General features: G+C 64.9%; 13 protein-coding genes. 6 read left to right on the top strand and 7 right to left on the bottom strand.

Annotated features, from left to right (window positions below):
- Positions 1–12: 12 nt before the first annotated feature.
- The gene (locus tag ACZYW1_RS18565) at positions 13–1,479 is read right to left on the bottom strand and encodes an MFS transporter (protein ID WP_463788786.1); all 1,467 of its coding nucleotides are present in this window, start codon (positions 1,477–1,479) and stop codon (positions 13–15) included.
- A gap of 73 nt (positions 1,480–1,552) precedes the next feature.
- Here ACZYW1_RS18565 and ACZYW1_RS18560 point away from each other — a divergent pair, with 73 nt between their 5' ends.
- From ACZYW1_RS18560 to ACZYW1_RS18545, 4 genes are all read left to right on the top strand, one after another.
- Positions 1,553–2,023: a hypothetical protein gene (locus ACZYW1_RS18560; RefSeq protein ID WP_463787931.1), complete on the top strand. Its 471-nt coding sequence runs from the start codon at positions 1,553–1,555 to the stop codon at positions 2,021–2,023.
- A 191-nt stretch (positions 2,024–2,214) separates the two neighbouring features.
- On the top strand, positions 2,215–2,637 hold the full coding sequence (locus ACZYW1_RS18555) for an MmpS family transport accessory protein (protein ID WP_463787930.1): 423 nt from the start codon (positions 2,215–2,217) through the stop codon (positions 2,635–2,637).
- A gap of 50 nt (positions 2,638–2,687) precedes the next feature.
- On the top strand, positions 2,688–5,477 hold the full coding sequence (locus ACZYW1_RS18550; protein WP_463787929.1) for an MMPL/RND family transporter: 2,790 nt from the start codon (positions 2,688–2,690) through the stop codon (positions 5,475–5,477).
- Between the two features lie 42 nt (positions 5,478–5,519).
- Positions 5,520–5,762, top strand: coding sequence for a hypothetical protein (locus tag ACZYW1_RS18545; protein WP_463787928.1), 243 nt, complete (start codon positions 5,520–5,522; stop codon positions 5,760–5,762).
- On the opposite strand, the gene ACZYW1_RS18540 is transcribed toward ACZYW1_RS18545, so the two are convergent.
- Positions 5,752–6,579 carry an adenylate/guanylate cyclase domain-containing protein gene (locus tag ACZYW1_RS18540; protein ID WP_463787927.1) on the bottom strand — a complete coding sequence of 276 codons (828 nt, stop codon included), beginning with the start codon at positions 6,577–6,579 and terminating at the stop codon, positions 5,752–5,754. The two genes, ACZYW1_RS18545 and ACZYW1_RS18540, sit on opposite strands and share 11 nt — an antisense overlap.
- A gap of 98 nt (positions 6,580–6,677) precedes the next feature.
- Here ACZYW1_RS18540 and ACZYW1_RS18535 point away from each other — a divergent pair, with 98 nt between their 5' ends.
- A complete protein-coding gene (locus ACZYW1_RS18535; protein ID WP_292989586.1) occupies positions 6,678–6,866 on the top strand; it encodes a hypothetical protein in 189 nt (62 codons plus the stop codon).
- Between the two features lie 6 nt (positions 6,867–6,872).
- Here ACZYW1_RS18535 and ACZYW1_RS18530 read toward each other — a convergent pair whose 3' ends face one another.
- On the bottom strand, positions 6,873–7,208 hold the full coding sequence (locus ACZYW1_RS18530) for an STAS domain-containing protein (protein ID WP_463787926.1): 336 nt from the start codon (positions 7,206–7,208) through the stop codon (positions 6,873–6,875).
- Entirely contained in the window at positions 7,208–11,329 is a 4,122-nt protein-coding gene (locus ACZYW1_RS18525) for a SpoIIE family protein phosphatase (RefSeq protein ID WP_463787925.1), read from the bottom strand. Before ACZYW1_RS18525 ends, ACZYW1_RS18530 begins: the two co-directional genes overlap by 1 nt.
- A 306-nt stretch (positions 11,330–11,635) precedes the next feature.
- Between ACZYW1_RS18525 and ACZYW1_RS18520 the strand changes: the two genes are divergently transcribed.
- Complete coding sequence (locus ACZYW1_RS18520) at positions 11,636–12,886, top strand: flavin monoamine oxidase family protein (RefSeq protein ID WP_463787924.1); 1,251 nt, start codon at positions 11,636–11,638, stop codon at positions 12,884–12,886.
- Here the strand turns inward: ACZYW1_RS18520 and ACZYW1_RS18515 are convergent, their stop codons facing one another.
- From ACZYW1_RS18515 to ACZYW1_RS18505, 3 genes are read right to left on the bottom strand one after another with little or no spacing between them, the layout of a single operon-like run.
- The gene (locus ACZYW1_RS18515; protein WP_463787923.1) at positions 12,887–13,738 is read right to left on the bottom strand and encodes an ABC transporter permease; all 852 of its coding nucleotides are present in this window, start codon (positions 13,736–13,738) and stop codon (positions 12,887–12,889) included.
- Positions 13,738–14,574: an ABC transporter ATP-binding protein gene (locus ACZYW1_RS18510; RefSeq protein ID WP_463787922.1), complete on the bottom strand. Its 837-nt coding sequence runs from the start codon at positions 14,572–14,574 to the stop codon at positions 13,738–13,740. The genes ACZYW1_RS18515 and ACZYW1_RS18510 overlap by 1 nt, the downstream gene beginning before the upstream one ends.
- Entirely contained in the window at positions 14,571–20,132 is a 5,562-nt protein-coding gene (locus ACZYW1_RS18505; RefSeq protein ID WP_463787921.1) for a type I polyketide synthase, read from the bottom strand. The genes ACZYW1_RS18510 and ACZYW1_RS18505 overlap by 4 nt, the downstream gene beginning before the upstream one ends.
- Positions 20,133–20,141: the final 9 nt, after the last annotated feature.

Raw genomic sequence — 20,141 nt, 5'->3', positions numbered from 1 at the left:
CGCGTGTTGCCTTCAGCGCTCGCCGGATTCCCGATCGCCCTCGGCGTCCGCCACTGTCAGCGGAAGCGCCAGTTCCTCGAGCGGACGCTGCTCGGCATCGATTCCGAGCCACAGCTCGACCAAGCCTGCGAGTGCCATGACCGCCGCCCCGATGAAGAAGGACCACATCACCTGACTGCGCTCCCCGGAAGCGATCAACTGGCCGAACAACAGCGGGCCGCTGATGCCGCCGATCGCAGTGCCGACCGCGTAGAAGAACGCGATGGCCAGTGCCCTGGTCTCCATTGGAAAGATCTCGCTGACGGTCAGGTAGGCCGCGCTCGCACCGGCCGATGCCAGGAAGAACGTGACGGCGAGCACGAGAATGAAAGCCCAGACGCCACCGGTTTGTTTCAAGAACAAGATCGCGAGCCCGCTCGCCACCACCGCCGAGCCGACGTAGGAGATGGTGATCATGGTTTTTCGGCCGACGGTATCGAAGAAACGGCCGAGGATCAGCGGCCCGGCAAAGTTACTCAGCGCCCACAGCACATAGAACTGCGGGACTTTGCCCGCGTCGACGCCGTAGAAACCGCTCAACAACGTGCCCAGGTTGAACGTGACACCGTTGTAGAGAAATGCCTGCCCGATGAACAGGGCCAAGCCCAGGACGGCACGCCGCGGATAGAGTTTGAAAGCCACCCGTGCGATCTCGACAAACGAAATCGTTTCGCGTTGGCGGACTTTGAGAGCCTTTCCCTGCGGCTCCGGAAGTGGCTCGCCCGTTTCGTGCTCGACGTCCGCTTCGATCTCCCCGACGATCCGCTCGGCTTCTGAATTGCGTCCGTGGATGAACAGCCAGCGCGGGCTCTCCGGGACGTTGCGTCGGACCAGAAGCACGAATATTCCGAAGATGGCACCGATCCCGAACGACAGGCGCCAGCCGATGTCGGCCGGGAAGGTCGACGTGTTCAGCAGGATGAGCGCCGCGCCGGCGCCCGCGGCCGATCCCAGCCAGTAGGTCCCGTTGATGATCAGGTCCACCCGGCCGCGCACCCGAGCGGGGATCAGTTCGTCGATGGCTGAGTTGATGGCCGCGTACTCGCCGCCGATACCAGCCCCGGTGAAAAATCGGGTGAGGAAGAAGTACCACGGGGCGAAGGCGAATGCGGTGGCCACACTCGCGGTCAGATACACGGCAAGGGTCAGGATGAAAAGATTGCGGCGCCCGAAGCGGTCCGTGAGGTGGCCGAAGAACAAGGCGCCGAGGCATGCCCCGGCGATGTAGAACGCAGCGGCCGTGCCGATATCCGCTGGGGTGAGGGCGATTCCGCTGCCCCGCTCGGTGAGGCGCGACGACACGTTGCCTACCATCGTCACCTCGAGCCCGTCCAGCACCCACACGCCGCCCAGGCCGACCACGACGCGCCAGTGAAATCGCGACCAGGGCAGCCGGTCCAGGCGCGCCGGGACTTTCGTGGTGATGGTTCCGGTGCTCATGCCGCCAGTCTTCCAGTCCGCAGGGTGGCCGGTGCCGGTGTTAGGTTCGATTGGCAAAGCAAAGGAGTTGGGTGTGAGTACGTATTTCTGGGGTCTGCTCGCGTTGATCGCCTTGGCAGTGACGTTGCTCCTGCTGACGATCGCGACCATCTACGTGCGGCGTCTGGAGCGCACGCCCACGCTTCCGTTCAGCGAGCAGATCGGCGCGGCGCCGCATGTCATCAAGAAACTGCGTAAGCGCGAGTCCATGACGCCGGAGGAGTTCGAGTACGCGCAGCGCATCGTCGCCATCCGCGGTAACCCGATGGCCTTCTGCATCCCGTTCACGTTGTTCGCGCTGTCGACGTACTACGTCTTCGGATGTCTGGAATATCTGCAGGGGGCCACGCCGTCCGAGCGGTCGTTCCTCGGCGTCATTCCGATGTTCACCTCGACAAATCTCGCGATCCAACTGCTACGCGCGAAGCGGCTCAAGGGTCGGCTGCGCACCACGGAAGTGGTGGCTGTGGAGCCGCAGTTCCGCGCTGCCGAGCCCGTGGGCTAGTGATAACGTTCCGCAAGTTGTAGTCGTTGCCGTTCTGTACTGGTAACGTCATAACGAACCCATATCAACCTGGTTGATATGAGTTCGCCGACGATGGAGTCGGTCAGAGCACGGGTCTGGGGAAGCGCGTTCCGAAAGGTGATCGAGTGAGTCCTCGTCCAAAAGGACGGGCTGTCCTGGCAAGAATCTGGATGCCAATGGTCGCCGTGATCGCCGTCGGCGTCGGCCTGGTGTGCATGTACAAGGTGCACCAATTCTCCGAGCCGGAGCCGGTCATCACGGTCAACGGTCCACAGGCGCCGGAGCAGTTCAACGTCAAAAGGCTGACGTATCAGGTGTTCGGTCCCGCCGGAAAGGCCGCGAAGATCGTCTACGTCGACATCGAAGGGCACCCGCATCCGGTCGACGTCACCTTCACGAAGGAGCCCTGGACCCACGACGAGACCACCACTCTGACCGTCGCATCCGGCGCCGTCTCCGTACACGTCCACGGCGGTCCGTTGCGCTGCCGCATGCTGGTCAACGGCGTGCCACCGCCGCCGGAATCCGGCGTCCCCGAGGCTTCGGACAATCATCCGGACGCTGACGTCGAGTGCAGGGTGAAATCCGCGTGAGTGAACACCGACTGGATGAAGCTCGGGTCAAGCGTCCATTCCTTCCCAGAATGGTGCGTAGATTCGCGATCCCACTCATCTTCTTCTGGGGCTTTTCCGCGGTCACGATGACCGCGTTCACACCCAAGGTGGAGGACGTCGCCGAAGAACTCGCCGGGCCGATGGTCCCGCACTACGCGCCGTCGCAGCGGGCCTTGCTGCACATCGGCGAGAAGTTCCACGAGTCCGACTCGACGAACCTGACCATGGTGGTGTTCGAGGCGCAGAACCGACGGCTGGGCGACCAGGATCACGCGTACTACGACGACCTGATGAAGCGCTTCCAGCACGACACCACACACGTGCAGTACGTGATGGATCTGTGGGGCAAACCGTTCACCGCTGCCGGTGCTCAAAGTGTGGACGGCAAGTGCACCTACGTGTTGCTACGTCTGGCCGGCGACATCGGCCAGATGCAGGCCAACGAGTCGGTCAACACGGTGCGCGACATCATCGCCAAAGACCCGCCACCGCCGGGACTCAAGGCTTACGTCAGCGGCGCGGCGCCGCTGGCCTCGGACACCTTGAGCATCGCCAACTCGAGCCTGAACAACGTCACGATCATCACCATCCTGCTCATCCTGGTGATGTTGATTCTCGTCTACCGTTCCCCGCCCACGCTGTTGCCCGTGCTGCTCGGCGTCCTCATCGAGATGCTGTTCGCCAAGGGGCTGATCTCCTTCCTCGGGCACCACGGATGGCTCGAATTGTCTTCGTTCGCAGTCAATATCGTCATCGCGCTGACCCTGGGGGCGGGGACGGACTACGGCATCTTCCTGATGGGCCGCTATCACGAGGCACGCCAAGCCGGAGAGAGCCGGGAAGACAGCTTCTACATCGCCTACAAGGGCGTCACGCCGATCATCATCGGATCGGGGTTGACGATCGCCGGCGCGTGTTACTGCCTGACGTTTGCGCGCTTGAACTACTTCCACACCATGGGCCCCGCTGTCGCGCTCACCATGCTCTTCACCATCTGCGCAGCGCTGACGCTGGGTCCCGCGATTCTGACGGTGGGCAGCCTGTTCGGGATGTTCGATCCGCGACAGGCCGCCAAGGCACACGTGTACCGGCGCATCGGCGCGAGCGTGGTGCGCTGGCCGGTGCCGATCCTGGTCGCCAGTTCGGCCATCGTCATGCTGGGTGCGATCTTCGTGCCGAGCTATCGGCAGAACTACGACGATCGGCAGTACCAGCCGCACGACTCGCCCTCGAATCAGGGTTTTCAGGCCGCCGACCGACATTTCCCCAAGAGCAAATTGTTCTCCGAGATGATCATGGTCGAAAGCGACCACGACATGCGTAATTCGGCGGACTTCATCTCGTTGGACCGGGTCAACAGAGCCTTGATCCGGCTGAATGGTGTGGCGATGGTGCAGGGCATGACCAGACCTCTGGGCCGGCCGCTCGAACACGCCAGCATTCCCTATCTGTTCACCACGCAGGGCAGCGGCAACGGTCAACAGTTGCCGTTCAACAGGGAGCAGAACACCAACACCGACTTGCAGGCAGAGATCCAGTCGCACTCCGTCGAAGTGTTGCGTAAGGAAATCGTGTTCTTCCAGAAGGTGTCCGACGAGCTGCATCAAACGGCGCTCACCATCGCGGATCTACAAAAGGTCAGCGAAGACGTGCGGGACGACGTGTCCAATCTCGACGACTTCTTCCGCCCGATCAAAAGCTATTTCTATTGGGAGAAGCACTGTTTCGATATTCCGATCTGCTGGACGTTCAGATCGGTATTCGACACGGTCGACCAGATCGACAAGCTGGCTGAAGACATCAACTACGCGCGAATTTCGATCGAGGAAGTCGACAAGACATTCCCGAAGATCATCGCGCAACTCAAAGCCACCGCCGACGACACCGATGCTTTGAAGGCGAAGCTGGTCAACTCCTACGGTTCCGCCGATCTTCAATCCCGCGCGACCGAGCAGACCTACGACGACTCGATCAACGTCGGCAACGACTGGGACAGATCCCGTAGCGACGACTTCTTCTACATCCCGCACGAGGGATTCGACAACGAGGACGTCAAAACCGGCGAGAAACTGATGATGTCGCCGGACGGCAAAGCCGCCCGCTTCATCGTCACCCACGAGGGTGACGCGATGGGCCCCGAAGGTGTCGAACACGTCGAGATGTTCCCGGATGCAATCAAGACGATTCTGAAAGAGACGTCGCTGGCGGGCGCTCGCGTCTACATCGGCGGTTCGGGAGCCACCGACAAAGACATCAAGGGATACGCCGCATCGGATCTGCTCATCGCGGCGATCGCGGCCTTCGTACTGATCTTCTTGATCATGATGTTCATCACGCGAAGCTTGGTGGCCGCGTTGGTGATTCCGGCCACGGTGGCGTTCTCGTATGCCGGTGCGTTCGGGTTGTCAGTCTTGCTCTGGCAGCACCTGATCGGGCTGCCGTTGCACTGGCTGATCTTGCCGCTGACGTTCATCATCCTGGTGGCGGTGGGATCGGACTACAACCTGCTGCTGATCAACCGGGTCAAGGAAGAACTGCACGGCGGATTGCACACCGGTCTGATCCGCGCACTCGGCAGCACCGGCGGTGTCGTCACGTCGGCCGGCCTGGTGTTCGCGTTCACCATGCTGGCCATGCTCACCAGCGGCCTGCGGACCATCGGTCAGATGGGTTCGACCGTCTGCATCGGTCTGTTGCTCGACACGCTCATCGTCCGGTCGTTCGTCGTGCCGTCCATTCTCACCATCCTGGGTCCGTGGTTCTGGTGGCCGACAGTGGTGCGCCGGCGGCCCGGGGATCCGCTTCCGGTCAGCACCTAGTCGTCACCTCCTCGTAAGAATTACTGGGCAGAATTAGAAGTTATGCCGACGCCATCTAGCCGGGTGCTCCAATTGCGGGCAGTCGATCTCACGAACCGCTTGCCGGGCTACCAACTCCGTGAGCATGGTGAAGGCGACGACGCATGGAAGCGGGTGAAGACCCGGGTCGTCTCGGAATTGGCCCCACACGACGGCACTTTTCTGCCGGAAGTGTGCACGGTGAAGTTCACCGACGGATCCGAGCGCTATTTCAATCCCAGCGACCTGGTGGAAATCAGGCCTTGATCGACCGGTCGGGAATCGCGACGGCGAAAAGACTGTAGGTCCCTTGCAGGCCTTTGAGTTCGGCCTCACGCGGCGCGCCCAATTCGATTCCGGCCGCACCGTCGACGGCGTCTCGTACCGCTTCACTGATCAGGATCTCGCCGCCCACCGCCTGCCCGGCGATTCGGGCGGCCATCACGACGTTGCGACCGAACAGGTCGTCTCCGCGTCGGACCGACGGACCGATGTGGATACCGATCCGGACGCGGATTCCGCCCCATTGTTCTGCTTTGTCGAGCAGGTCTCGCTGCACACCGATCCCGCACGACACGGCCTGCTCGGCATCGGCGAACGCGATCATGAAACCGTCGCCCTGGGTCTTGATGACGTGCCCGCTGTGTTCGGCGACGCGCTTCTCGATGAGCCGGTTGTGGCGCTCGAGGAGCTTGACCCAGTCCTGGTCCCCCAGTTCTTCGTTGTGGAGCGTGGAGTCTTCGATGTCGGAGAAGACGATCACCACGTCGCCGTTCGCGGTGAGCCGTGCCAGATCGGGACGTTCGACCTGTGCCCAGCCGGCCAGATCCTCCACCGAGTTACGGACAGTCGCGCCAATACCTTTGGTCATCAGTGAGTCAGCCGTTCGCCACGCCGTCCTGATGGCGAACGGGGCGAGCCCGGGACGCCGCCGGCGCCGGCCGGTCCGCGGTTGCCGAGCGCGTTCGAGCTGTGCTCTGGTCTCTTTCAGCTGGTGCCGAGACACCGCCAGCAGAACGCCCAGGGCAATGAGCCCGCCGAGTTCGATGACGGCGGCGCCGAATGTCAACGCGGCCGCGGTCATCGACGGCCGACCGGTGAAGTCACGGCTCGATTATCCTCAGGTACCTCAAAGTAACGTCGCCTACCCTGACTGCTGTTGATACTCAGGAGGTTTGACCGATGGCTCGTGCCCGCGTCCTGATCGCCGCCGGTGCCGTTCTGATCGTGCTGTCGTTGTTCGTGAACGTGCCGCTGCACGGGGCGGTCGGTCTGGCTGCGACAGCAGTGGCGTCCATGGCGTTGCTGATTGCGGGTGTCGCCGCTGCGGCCAACGGCGCGGTCCAGTTGCGTCGCTACAAAGGCCACTAGGCACTGTCATCGACTGTTTCGGCTCGGGTCAGATGGCGCCGACTCGACCGTCGCAATGTCGCTGAGACCGGTGATCGACAGCACGCGCACCAGCAGAGGGTGGACGATCAGGTGCAGGCTGTCAATGGCGTCGGCGTGTTTGAACAAGACGTTGACGCCTGCGCTGTCCAGATATTTCACCGCGCTCATATCGACGGTGATCGGTTTGCTGTTGCCTTCGCTGGCCGCGGTCAGCGCTTCGGTGAACACGTGAATGTTGCTGATGTCGATCTCGCCCGCCGCCGTCACTCGCGGCGTCCCGTCGACGCCACGGTCGGTGTTGAGGGTGAGCGGGGTCATCATCACGTGATCCTTGCGTACATGTGAACCGTAGTTCCTGCCTCACTGGAGTGAATGCTCAAGTCGTGGACCAAACATCGCATGAGAGTGAGGCCGCGGCCGCGATATTCGCTGGGCACCTGTCGCGGAATCTTCCACACGCCACTGTCGACGACGCTCACATGTAGTCCGTCCACGACCGCGGTCGCGCGCAGTGAAATGATGCCCTCGGGCCGGGTGCGGTGACCGTGTTCGATCGCATTGGCGACCGCTTCGCCGGTGGCGACGAGCATGTCCTGGATTTGCTCTGGATCGACGCCCACGTCGGTCAGCCAGCTGCGCAGAGCCGCCCGACTGGGCTCGAGATTCCGTACGTCGGCCGGGAAATCCATTTTCAACGGCGCCGGCTGGCGATACAGCAGGATGGCGACGTCGTCGGGGTAGCCTCCGGTGGGCTCGAGACCGGTCATCAGTTCGTCGGCGAGTTCGTCGAGTCCCCGCGACCGGCCACTACCGACGAGGTCGGCGGCGCGAGCCATGCCGTCTTCGAGCGAGTCGCCGCGACGTTCGACCAATCCGTCGGTGTATAACAGCAGCGTCGAGCGGGCCGGAATGGTGACACGGCCCTCGGGACGAGTCTGATGCGGACGAATCGTCAGCGGAAAGCCCTGTCCGTCCTCGAGTACCTCGGTGGCGCCGTCGGCGTGCACGACGATCGCCGGAGGATGGCCCGCACTGGAATACACCACCTCGCCGGTGGCGACCGTCAGCACCGCGCAGAACGCGGTCGTGCAGTCGGCTCCCGGCAGCCGTGCCGCGAAGCGATCGAGCCCAGCGAGAACCTCGCTCGGGCTGGATTTTTCGAGCAGCAGGGCCCGGCATGCGCTGCGGAGTTGCCCCATCACGGTGGCGGCGGCCAGCCCGTGGCCCACGCAATCTCCGACGATCAACGCGACGCGGCCCGCATCCAGGGTGACGGCGTCATACCAATCGCCGCCGACCTGCAACGGCCGGCTCGCGGGTCGGTACCGGACGGTGAAGCCCCCGGGTAAATTCTCCGGCCCGAGCATCGCGTGTTGCAGTGCCACCGCGGTTTCGCGCTGCTCGTCGACCTCATGGGCACGTTGCAAACCCTGGCCCAGTCGTCCGGCGAGCACCGTCAGAAGTGTGTGGTCTTCAGGGGTGAAAGGTCTCCTTTCGGCCAGCTCTACCCAGAACACCGATGTTCCGCGGGCGTGGTGCAGGGTGATGCCGGCGGCCCCCGGCTCCTCGGCGACGGTTGTCAGCACGTCGGCGTCGCGCAGAGACTCGATCAGATGCCTTGTGTGACCGGACAACTCAGCCCAGCCCGCCGGATCGCCCGCACTGATCACGTCCGGCGGTGCGGTTTCATTGTCGCCGGCGAACGTCACGGCCAGGACGCGATGCGCCAGCCAGACGCGCCGCAGTTCCTCGGCCGCCCCGTGCAGCGCGTCGTCAACGGTATCTGCTTGCGCCAGTTGCTGATTCAATGCCGCCAGTGCTGTCTGGCGCTGCACGGCGTAATGCTCGGCCGTCACGTCTCGCATCGTGCCGACCATCATCTGCTGGCCGGTCTTGGGATCCTCGGCATGGCTGAAAGTGGCCGCAACCCAGATCCGGTGCCCGTCTCGGTGATTGACCGGAACGGTGAAGCTGCCCTGTGTGCTGCCGAGCATTTCCGCGAACGCTTCTTCCACCAGCCGATGAGCCTCGGGGTCGGAATCGGCGTCGGGCCACCATGGATGGGTGGCCGGATAGGGCAGCTGGTCGGACCCGTAACCGAGTATCTCGGTGAACGCATTGTTGATCTCGATGACGGCGCCGCTGTGGTCGCAGACGAAAAACGCCTCCTGCAGAGAGTCCACCATGGCGGTACGCCAGCGTGCCTGGTGATTTCGGAGCCGCGCCATCTCGATGTTGGCCCGCACTCTGGCCAGCAGTTCCGCCGCCGCGAACGGCTTGACAAGGTAGTCGTCGGCGCCGGCCTGCAGGCCTTCGATCGACGCTTCCTGCCCCGCGCGGGCGGACAGCAGCAGCACCGGGACCGCGGCTGTCCGCGAGTCTGCGCGCAGCGCCGCGACGAGCTGCAGGCCGTCCAGTTCCGGCATCATCACGTCGCTGATCACCAGGTCGGGCAGATCTGCGCGAACTGCATCGAGTGCCTGCTGTCCGTCGTTGACGACGGCAACGTCGTAGCCGGAGTTGCTCAGAAGACTGGTCAGATACTCGCGCATGTCGGCGTTGTCGTCGGCGATGAGCACGCGGGAGCTGTCCCCGGTCCCGGCGGCCGGAGTCACGCTTGCGGTGGTCGCGTCGGCCGGCGTTGTCGACCCGCGTTCGCCGGGCAGCCAACGCAGCGCCTCCTGCACGTACGGGTCCGCGGTCACCCCCGGGCCCGGGCGGCTGCCGGGCGCCGGCGAGGGCTCACCGGCCGGCGGATGCGCGGCCTCCAACGGCAACCGCACGACGAACGTCGTGCCCGTGCCTTCCTGGCTGTCGGCGGTGATGGTGCCGCCGTGCATGCCGACCAGTTCCTTGACCAAGGCCAAACCGATCCCGCTGCCCTCGGTGGATCGGGCCCGAGCCGTCTCGACCCGGTGGAATCGCTCGAACAGCCGCGGCATCTCCGATGCCGGTATGCCGATACCGGTGTCGGCGACGGTGACGACGGCATCGGTGTCGTCGCGGTCGACCGCGACCGTGATGGAGCCGTCGAAGGTGAACTTCAGCGCGTTGGAGAGCAGGTTGAGCATGACCTTCTCCCACATCTCCCGGTCCAGATGTACCGGACGGTCGAGCGGCGGACAGTCCACCGTGAAGGTCAGGCCGGCCCGCTCGACCGCCGAGCGAAACACGCTGGCCAGGTCAGCTGTCGCCGAGGGCAGATCGGTCGGCTCGAAGTGCGCCTGCATGCGCCCCGCCTGGATGCGCGAGAAATCGAGCAGAGTGTTGACCAGCTTGGTCAGCCGGAGGCCGTTGCGCTGGACGAGTTCCAATTCCTGCCGGGCCCGTTGGTCGATCCCCGTCGACTGGCCCAGCAGTTCACTGACCGGCCCCAGGATGAGTGTGAGGGGCGTACGGAATTCGTGGCTGACGCTGGAGAAGAAGGTGGTCTTCGCCGAATCGAGTTCGGCCAGGGCCTCGGCCCGTTGCTGCTGAGCCTGGTAGCTCCGGGTCGTCGCGACCCCGGCGGCGATGTAACCGGCGACGAGTTCGATGAAGCCGCGATAAGCGTCGTCGAACGGGCGATACCGATTCAATGCCGCCACGAAGAACCCCTGGGGTTCGGCGCCCTGTTGCAGCAGGGGCACGACGAGCGCACGCTCCGGCGGTAGATCCCACGCACCGCCGGGTAGGTCCGGCAGCGCGTCGAGCTCGACCAATTCGGACTCACCCGCAGCGGCCTTCTGCACCGGCCACCGCGTGGCCGCCCCCGGCGTCAGGGTCGCCGGAGCAGCGGGATGCCCCGGCGCGATGCCACTTGCGCCGGCGAGATGGGCCGCACCGTCGTCGCCGAACAAGTACGTCAACGTGAACGGCAGGTCGTAGGGGTTGTGGGCGAGTTGGTCGGCCGCGAAGTCCAGCATCTGTCGCTCGGTGCGCACCACGCTCGGGTCCGAGCCCAGGTTGCGCAGTGTCGTCATCCGCCGTTCGCCGACCACGCGGTCAGTGTCCTCGCTGACGACGCACAGCATGCCGACGACGTTGGCTTCATCGTCGCGCAGCGGACTGTAGGAGAAGGTGTGGAAGGTCTCCTCCCGGTAGCCCGAACGCTCCAGGAGCAGCATCAACGCCTCGTCCCAGGTCGCGGTCCCAGTTGCCAGCACGCTGTCGACCCGCGGCCCGACTTCGGGCCAGATTTCGGCCCACACCTCGTCGGCGGGCCGGCCCAGTGCCCAGGGGTACTTGTCCCGGAGGGAGTCGCGGCGGTAGGCGGCATTGCAGAAGAAGGTCAGCTGCGGGCCCCACGCCATCCACATCGGAAAGCGCGACGAAAGCAATATGTCGACGGCGGTTCGAAGGCTCTGCGGCCAGCCCTCGACAGGACCGACAGGTGTCGAAGCCCAATCGACTGCAGCGAGATCGCGACCGATCTCATGGTCTGCGCGGAAGACCACTGGCATCCTTTCAACCGGTGTGACGCGTCCTCAGAACATGCACGTTCTATTTGCTCTGCTCAGACAATCATTCCTTCAGACCATCACGCCAGCCTCGGCCGCTCCACAGGCCTCGCCACCGGGCCTGACCAGGCGAACGTCGAGCCTCGGTGGAGCGGGATTCCCATTTTGCTCACGATTTATGCCGTTGGGCCGGCCACCGGGTTTCAATCGCGCGCATCGTGGCAATGTGGCGGTAGTCGCGCAGCTGCAGACGGACCACCATGTGTGCCCGCAGTCGCACCACAGGACTTTCGGGCGAAGGAGCAGGCAGTGGCCGAGGATGCCGTCGACGTATTGGTCATCGGCGCGGGACTGGCCGGCCTGCGATGCGCCGGACTGATCGCCGCTGCGGGCCGCGACGTCCGAATCTGGGAACAGGACGCAGAGGTCGGCGGCCGGGTCCGTACCGATTCGGTGGACGGGTTCCTCTGCGATCGCGGCTTCCAAGTGCTGAATCCGGCGTATTCCGAGTTGAAGCGCACCCTCGACGTGACCGCGCTCGATCTCCAGCCGTTCGCCGCGGGTGTCGCGGTGCGGCGACAAACCTCGTCGGCGGTGCTGGCCCATCCCCTGCGCGCACCCACGCGCGTGCCGAAGATGCTGACCTCCGGCGCCGTTCGGCCCGGTGACGTCGTCGCCGTCCTGCGATGGATCCTTCCGGCGCTGCGTCCCGGCGCGCTCAAATCCCATACGGCGGACGACGTCACGCTGAAAGCGGCGTTGGACAAAGCCGGGGTGGGCGGCGAGTTGCGGCGTGTGATCGACCGCTTCCTCGCCGGAGTGGTCCTCGAGGACACCGGAAGCACGTCCAACGCCTTCGCGCTGCTGCTGGCTCGCGTTTTCGTGCTCGGGGTGCCGGCTTTGCCTGCAGCGGGAATGCAGGCACTTCCGCGACTGATGGCGGAGCGTCTGACTGGTCGAATCGTGTTGAGCAGTCCCGTCAGCCGGATCGAACGCGGCGGTTCGGGGTGGCTGGTGTCGGGGCCGGCCGGCAGTGTGCGCGCGAAGGACGTCGTCGTGGCGACTGATCCGGTGGCCGCCGCCGCGCTGACCGACTCGACTCCCCCGGCCACGCACGGCGTGGTCACCGAATGGTGGTCGGCCGACGAGGCGCCGACCACGGAACCGATGTTGTGGGTCGATGGTCGCGATCCCGCGCCGGGGCCGGTGCTCAACACCGCGGTGATCAGTGCCGCCGTGCCGAGCTACGCCCCGAGCGGACGGCATCTGGTCGCCGCTTCGGCTCTCCTGACCGCCGACGGGTCAGCTCCCCCGGAGAGCGAAACGCGCAGGCACGCAGCTGACATCCTGGGAGCCGACGGCAGACCGTGGAAACTGTTGACCCGCAACATCATCCGCCACGCGCTTCCGGCCCAGCCGGCACCGCTGCAAGTGCGTCAGTCGGTGGCCGTCGATGATGGCCTCTGGTGGTGCGGCGACCACCGGGACACCGCGTCCATTCAGGGTGCCCTGGTGAGTGGTCGACGGGCGGCCGAACAGCTGCTGGCCACCCGGTCCTGATCAGCGACGGTCCGACCACCGGAACACCGCGAGACAGGCTGCGAGACCGCCGATCGTCCATGCGGACAGCACGAAGAAGATGTGCCAGTGTTCCCAGTTGCCGGCCGGCTCGAAGGCGGCCATCTTCGGCGGAAGCAGAACCGATCGAAAGCCTTGCGCCATCCACTTGACCGGAAATACTGATCCGATGACCAACATCCACGTCGGAAGCACGACGAGTGGGACGTAGGTGCCCGACACGAACTGCAGGCCCACCGCCGGTCCGTTGGTGACGACAGCGGCCGCGACCGCGTTACTGGCCAGATTGCTGATGAAGATGCCCAGCAACGAGCAGCTCACGGTTCCCAACAAAAACACCCAGGTCAGCGTGAACCAGCCGAAAAGGGTTGTCGGTAGGTGCAAGTCGAAGAAGAGCAATCCCACGGCCATCAGCAGAAAGGCCTCCGCGAGGCTGACGATCGCGACCAGACAGATCTTTCCGACGAAATAGGACAGCGCGGTCGTGGGCGTCCCCCGGAGCCGCCGCAGCGCACCGGTGTCGCGATCGGCGGCAATGCTGATGCCGAGGTTGATGAACGAGGTGGAGAGGATTCCGTAGGCCAGCATGCTGGCCGCGATCACGGCACCGGTGCTGGTCTCGGTGTTGGGGAGCTTGGTCGAAAAGATCGAACCGAGCAGCACACAGATCACCGCCGGCAACGAGAAGGTCAGCACCAGCTGCTCGGGACGGCGGTAGAACATCTTCAGTTCGGGGACGACCCGCGAGAAGCCGATCCGCACCGGCGTCGGGAGTGGCGGCGCCGGCTGGGCGTGTCGCCGACGGGGCGGTGCGACCACGCGATCGGCGTTCATCAGCTGCGCCCGATCAGCTGAAGATAGGCGTCTTCCAGCGTCGGCCGAGAGACCGTCAACTCGCTGAGTTCGGCGCCGTCCTGGGACGCCTGCCTGATCAGTTCTGTCGGTCGGTCGGTCACCCGCGTCTGGATTTCGCCGCCGGCGCGCCACCGGACCGTCGCCGATGAGCTCACGTATCTGATCAGGTTGTGCGGCGAGTCGACCGCCATGACCTGGCCACCGGCGATGACGGCGACCCGATTGGCCAGCGCGGAGGCTTCCTCGAGATAGTGGGTGGTGAGCAGGATCGTCGTGCCGCCGGCGGCCAGGAGCCGGATGAGTTCCCAGAACTGCAGTCTCGCTTCGGGATCGAACCCGGTGGTCGGTTCGTCGAGGAAGAGCAACTTCGGGACATTGATGATGCCGAGCGCTACGTCGAGCCGACGCCGCTGGCCCCCGGACAGCGTCCTCACCTTGGACTCGGACACCGAGCCGAGTCCGACGAGTGCCAGTACTTCCTCCGGGACACGGGCCTTGCCATAACATTTCGCGAACATTCGGACGGTTTCAGCGACCGTGAGCATGCCGGCGTCACTGACCTCCTGCAGAACGATGCCGATTTCAGCACGCCAGCGTCGACCCGCGGTTCCCGGATCCTCCCCCAGCACGCTCACGTGACCGGAGTCGCGCTTGCGGTGCCCCTCGAGGATCTCGATGATCGTCGTTTTGCCCGCTCCGTTGGGACCGAGAATCGCGAAGACCTCGCCGTGTCCGACATCGAGGTCAACATGCCGGACCGCCTGCAGCCGGCCATAGGACTTCGCCAGACCGCGAACGTGGACCGCCAAGGTCACGACCGTGCCTCGTCCTGCTTCTCGAGTTCGGCCAGCATGTCACGGAGTTCGGCCTCGGAGAGTTGGTCGATCACGCTCTCGATGTCGCCGTCGGCATCGGTGGGCTCCGGTTCCTCATCGGCGGCCGCCGGGCCGGCGCTCGTCAAGTGCAGGTCGCGGAGGATTCTAACCGCAAGTGTGTTCACGCTGACGCCTCGAAGGAGCTCGAGGAGCGGAAGGTCGATCGCGAACACGGCATTGACCCTGAGTCGAAACTCCATGGCCATCAAGGAGTCCAGGCCGATGTCGTCGAGGGTGTCGTCCACGCCGATGTCATCGACCGCGAGCTCGAAGACGGCGGCGGCGATCTGTCTGACGTGGCCGGTGACCACGGCGAGCCGGTCGGCTTCCGGGCACGCGGCCAGATGATCGAGCATGGACGAGTCCGAATCGCCTGTCTCAGCGGAAGTCTCGGCGGCGCCCAGTTCGGAGAACATCGGCGGCAACTGCCCGGTGAGGCCCGCGCGGCGGGCCTTGATCCAGTCGGCGCTGATCGCGATGACGTGCGGGGTCTTCTGGCGGATCAGCCGATCGAGGATGCGCGCGCCCGCGGCGGGAGTGATCAGCTCGATTCCCCGCTGTGCGTAGGTTTTCTCGAGTTTGAGTTCCTCGACCATTCCCACTGACCACGGGCCCCAGCCGATGGTGAGGGCGGGTAGACCCTGAGCCTGCCGATAATGCGCGAAGGCGTCGAGGACCGCATTCGCCGCGGCGTAATTGCCCTGCCCGGGTGACGCGACCACTGACCCCGCGGACCCGAACATCACGAAGAACTCCAAGTCCGTGTCACGGAATGCGTTGTGCAGCGCCCGTGCACCATCGACTTTCGGCGACAGCACTGTGGTGAAGTCGTCTTCGGTCATGTTCACCAGGAGACGGTCTTCGACGGATCCCGCGGCGTGGATGACGCCGCGCACCGGACGATTTCCGGCGCGCTCCAGTCCGGTCACCCAGTCCTGTACCTGGCCGGGATCGGTGATGTCGACGCTTGCGGTGGTCACCTGGGCGCCGAGTTGTTCGACCGCGCGGATGGCGGCGACCGTCGCGTGATGCCGGTGATCGTCAGGCAGCGTCGCCCATTGGTCCCGCGGCGGGATCTCGCTGCGCGACAGCAGGGCGATGTGACGGGCTCCGCGCTGAGCAAGGTACACAGCGACGACGCGGCCGAGGGCTCCGGTTCCACCGGTCACGACGTAGGTCGCATTGGGTGTGAGTTTGGTGGGGAAGGCTTGCGTCAGGCTGCTGGCCTGACGAAGACGCGGAACGAAGACGGTGCCGCCACGGATGGCGATCTGGTCCTCGGAATCGGCGGCCAGGATGTGCCCGCAGACACGAGCAGCGGTCTCGGCTTGGTCGTCGGCGCCGTCGATGTCGATCAGCCCGCCCCATCGGTCGGCGAACTCCTGATGGCCCACAACCCGTCCCAGGCCCCACACGGCAGCCTGCTCGACGGCGAGCGGCTCGGTACCAGACGCGGGCTGGGCATTTCCGGTTATCAGATACAGCCGCGCCGCGGTGTCGTTCTGCGCGAAGGCTTTGGCGAGGTGCAGGACCGGGAAAACGCCGAGGATTTCGCTCCCGTCGTCGTCTGCCCTGGCATGCCGGCCGATGGATTCGGTGCCGATGTCCAGTGGCCAGCAGTTGATGATGCCGGCGAGGTCACCCTCGTTGGCGAGATGCGTTTCGATCAGCTGCTGCAGGTGTTCGGGTTGCCGCGGGTTCACCGCGTATCCGCCGTCGACTTTCGTCAGCTCGTCGACCGGCTGGTACAGCACTCCCCGGACGCGGTGGCCGCCGCGGCGGAGCTGGTCGGCGAGTGCAGCTCCGACGCCACCGGTGTCGAGAAACACCAACCAGGACAAGCTCTCTGGCGGAGCCGGGATCTCGGCCTGCTCAGACGACATCTCAGGGCGGGCGACCCAGTCGATCTCGTAGAGTCCTTTGTCCACCCGCTCCGGTGACATGCGCGACGAGGCACCCAGCGACTGCAACGTGAAACCGGTGAATACGGCCAGCGGCGCTCCATCGGCGCCGAGGAGGGTGATGTCGCTTTCGATCTCGTCTCTGGTGGCCGACACCACCGTGACTCGGGCCGTCATGTGCGGTTCGGGTGCCCGGTAGATCGCGCTGCGCCGCACTCGGGTGGGAAGGTAGGCGTCTTCTCCGCGATCGTCGGTGAAAAGAGTTGTCCCGATCAGTGTTTGGAAAGCGCCGTCGATGAGCGCCGGGTGGAATCGGTACTGATCGAGGTCTTCGCCGATCTGTTCCGGAACCACGATCTCCGCTGTCGCCCAGCCATCCCCGGACGTGATGCCGGCAATACTCTGAAAAGCCTCGCCGTACTCGAATCCGACCGCGCCGGCGCGGGTGTAGAACTCGTCTCGGTCGATGGTGGTGACGGATGCTGCGGGCCGCGCAGTCTCGGCGAGCTCAGGGGCGGGCGCCAGGATGTTGAGTTCCGCGGTCGCCGTCACAGTCCACTTGACCTCACCCCCGGAAGTGGCGGTCAAGGCGGCGAATTCCAGGCTCCCCGTCTCGCGGTGGAGGGTGGTCCGCAGAACCGGGTCACAGGTCTCGTCGAGGATGACGGCTCGCAGCAGCTCTAGATCGTCCACGCTGTAGTCGGTGGACCCGTACACCTCTTTCGCTGCGGCCAAGGCCATTTCGACGTACACCGCGCCGGGTACGAGGACGCTGCCCTGCACCCGGTGGTCGGCAAGGAACGGGGCGGTGGCGGCGTTCAACTCGACTTCCCACGTCGGGTGGATCCCGCTGACCGGCTGCCCCAGCAGCGGGTGTATCGGTTTGTAGTGCAGATCCTCGGCGGCCTCCTGGGTTTCGTTCCAGTACCGCTTGGATTGCCACGTATACAACGGAAGCTTGAGCAGTCTCGCTGCCTGGCGCGGATAGAGCGCGTCCCACGAAACCTGGTGGCCGTGGCAATGAAGTGCACCGAGGCAGTTCATCAGGGTGCGGGCGTCGTCGTCGTCACGTCGCTGAGCTGCCAGCACAACGGATTCCGTTTGCCGGTTCGCGGCCACTTCGTACAGTGATGCGGCCAGAACCGGATGTGGCCCCAGCTCGACGAAGTGCGTGTAGCCGTCGTCGAGCATCCGGCGAACCGCCGGCTCGAACAGGACGGTCGCCCGGGTGTTCTGCCACCAATATCCGCTGCCGTCGGCGTAGCCGTCCAGCCGCTCACCGGTCACCGTCGAGTACAGCGGGACGGTCGCGGTGCCTGGCTTGAGATCCGTTAAGGCACAGACCAACTCGTCCCGGATGGCCTCCATGTAGTGGGTGTGGTAAGGCACTCGTCCGTTGAGGAAACGGTTGAAGATCTGACGATCGTCGAGTTGGCCGGCGATGTCCGCGAGCACGTCGCTGTCGCCGGCGACGGTGACGGTCGACGGCCCGTTGATCGCGGCGATCGAAACCCGGTGTCCGATGGCATCGCGTGTTCGGGTGTCGATTGCCTGCATGAACGCCTCGGCGCTGAGTCCGACCGCGAGCATCCGACCGAGGCCGCTGGTGCGCTGCTGGAGCCGACTGCGGTGATACGTGACAAGAATCGCCTGTTCGAAGGTGAGAACTCCGGCCAGATAGTGGGCGGCCATCTCGCCGGCGCTGTGTCCGATCACCCCGTCCGGGGTGATCCCGAACGCTTTCAACTGCTCGGCCAGCGCGACCTGGATGGCGAAGTTGGCGGGTTGCGCGAACTCGGTTTCGGCCATCCGAGAGTCGATTTCGTCGGCGCGTAGCTCGTCGATCAATGACCAGTTCGTATAGCGAGACAGCTCGCGGTCGCTTCGCATGATGCTCTCGGTGAACACCGGATACACGTCGAGCAGGCCCCGGCACATCCGCCACCACTGCGGCCCCATGCCGGTGCAGACGAAAGCCAGCTTGGACGCCGACGGGCCGGTGCGGCTCGCCGAAAGGTGACCGCCGTCCGCGAGAGCCCGAAGTTGTTGTCGGGCATCGGCGATGCTGTCTGCGACCAATGTCCGGCGGTAGTTCAGGTGGGAGCGGCGCTGTCCGAGTGTGTAGCCCAGATCGAGCAGTGTGAGGTCGTCGTGTGCACCCAGATGGTCGGCCAGTCGACGTGCGGTGGCCATGAGCGCGTCCTCGGCGCGTGCCGATATCGGCAGCAGGGCGGGCAAAGGCTGCGACGGCGGGCCTTCAACGCGGGCAACCGGCGGTGCGGGTGGCTCCGCGAGCACGACGTGGGCATTGGTGCCGCCGAAGCCGAACGAATTGACCCCGGCGATGCGCCGGTCGCTGTCGGGAAACGGGCGGCCGGTTCGAGGGATGTCGATAGCCAAGTCCCCCAGCGGAATCTGGTCACTGGGTTCGCGGAGATGCAGGTTCGCCGGAATGTAGCCGTGCTTGACGACCAGCGCTGCCTTGATGAGTCCGGCAACGCCTGCGCCGGCCTCGAGATGGCCGATGTTGGTTTTCGCCGACCCGATCAACAGAGGCTGAGTGGCCGGACGTTCGGCGGCGAGTGCGCTCGCCAGGGCCTGGACTTCGATGGGATCGCCGACCGGAGTGCCGGTGCCGTGGGCCTCGACGTAACCGACTTCATTGGGATGAATGCCGGCTCGGCGCAACGCATGTGTGATCGCGGCCTGCTGCGCATCGGCACTCGGTACGGTGATCCCGTCGGTATGGCCGTCCTGGGACACCGCGGTGCCGAGGATTTGCGCGTAGATGTCGTCGCCGTCGCGCAGTGCCTGCTCCAGGGTCTTGATGACGACGATCCCGCCGCCCTCTCCCCGGGCGTACCCGTCAGCGGATTGATCGAAGGCCTTACATCGGCCGTCCGGGGCGAGAAACCCGCTCTTGGATTCGGCGATCGCCGTGTTGGGACCGATCATGATGTTGACGCCGCCTGCGAGTGCCAGATCGCACTCGCCGTTCCAGATGCTCTGCGCGGCAAGGTGTACCGCGACCAGCGAGCTGGAGCATGCGGTGTCGATGGTCATGCTGGGACCGCGGAAATCGAACGCGTAGGAGATGCGATTGGCCAGCATCGTCATCATCATTCCGGTGGCGGAATGGGTCTTGAAGCGATAGCGGCTGGTGCGGCCCTGATTCTGCAGCAGTTGATAGTCGAGGGTGAAACCGCCGACGAATACGCCGACATCGGTGCCGGCCAGACTCTCGGCGGAGATGCCGCCGTCCTCCAGGGCTTCCCAGGTGGTCCGGAGCAACAGGCGTTGCTGCGGATCGATGAGATTGGCTTCCCGGGGTGAGATACCGAAGAACTGAGGATCGAACTGATCGATCTCGTGGAGGAACCCGCCCCGGCGGGTCACCATCTTCCCGACTTTTTTCGGGTTGGAGTCGTGGTATTTGTCTGCGTTCCACCGCGTTTCGGGGACGTCACGGGTCGCATCGACACCGTGGCGCAGCAGATCCCAGTAGCCGGCCGGTGTGAGCGCGCCGCCCGGAAAATGGCAGCCGACGCCGACGATGGCGAGCGGCTGCTGCGTGCCTGGTTCGACCGGCAGGTTCATCGGCACACC

This window comes from Mycobacterium sp. IDUB_36, from assembly GCF_055419225.1.
Note: the sequence above shows the minus strand (reverse complement) of the source record. Positions and strands in the feature narration are given on the sequence as shown.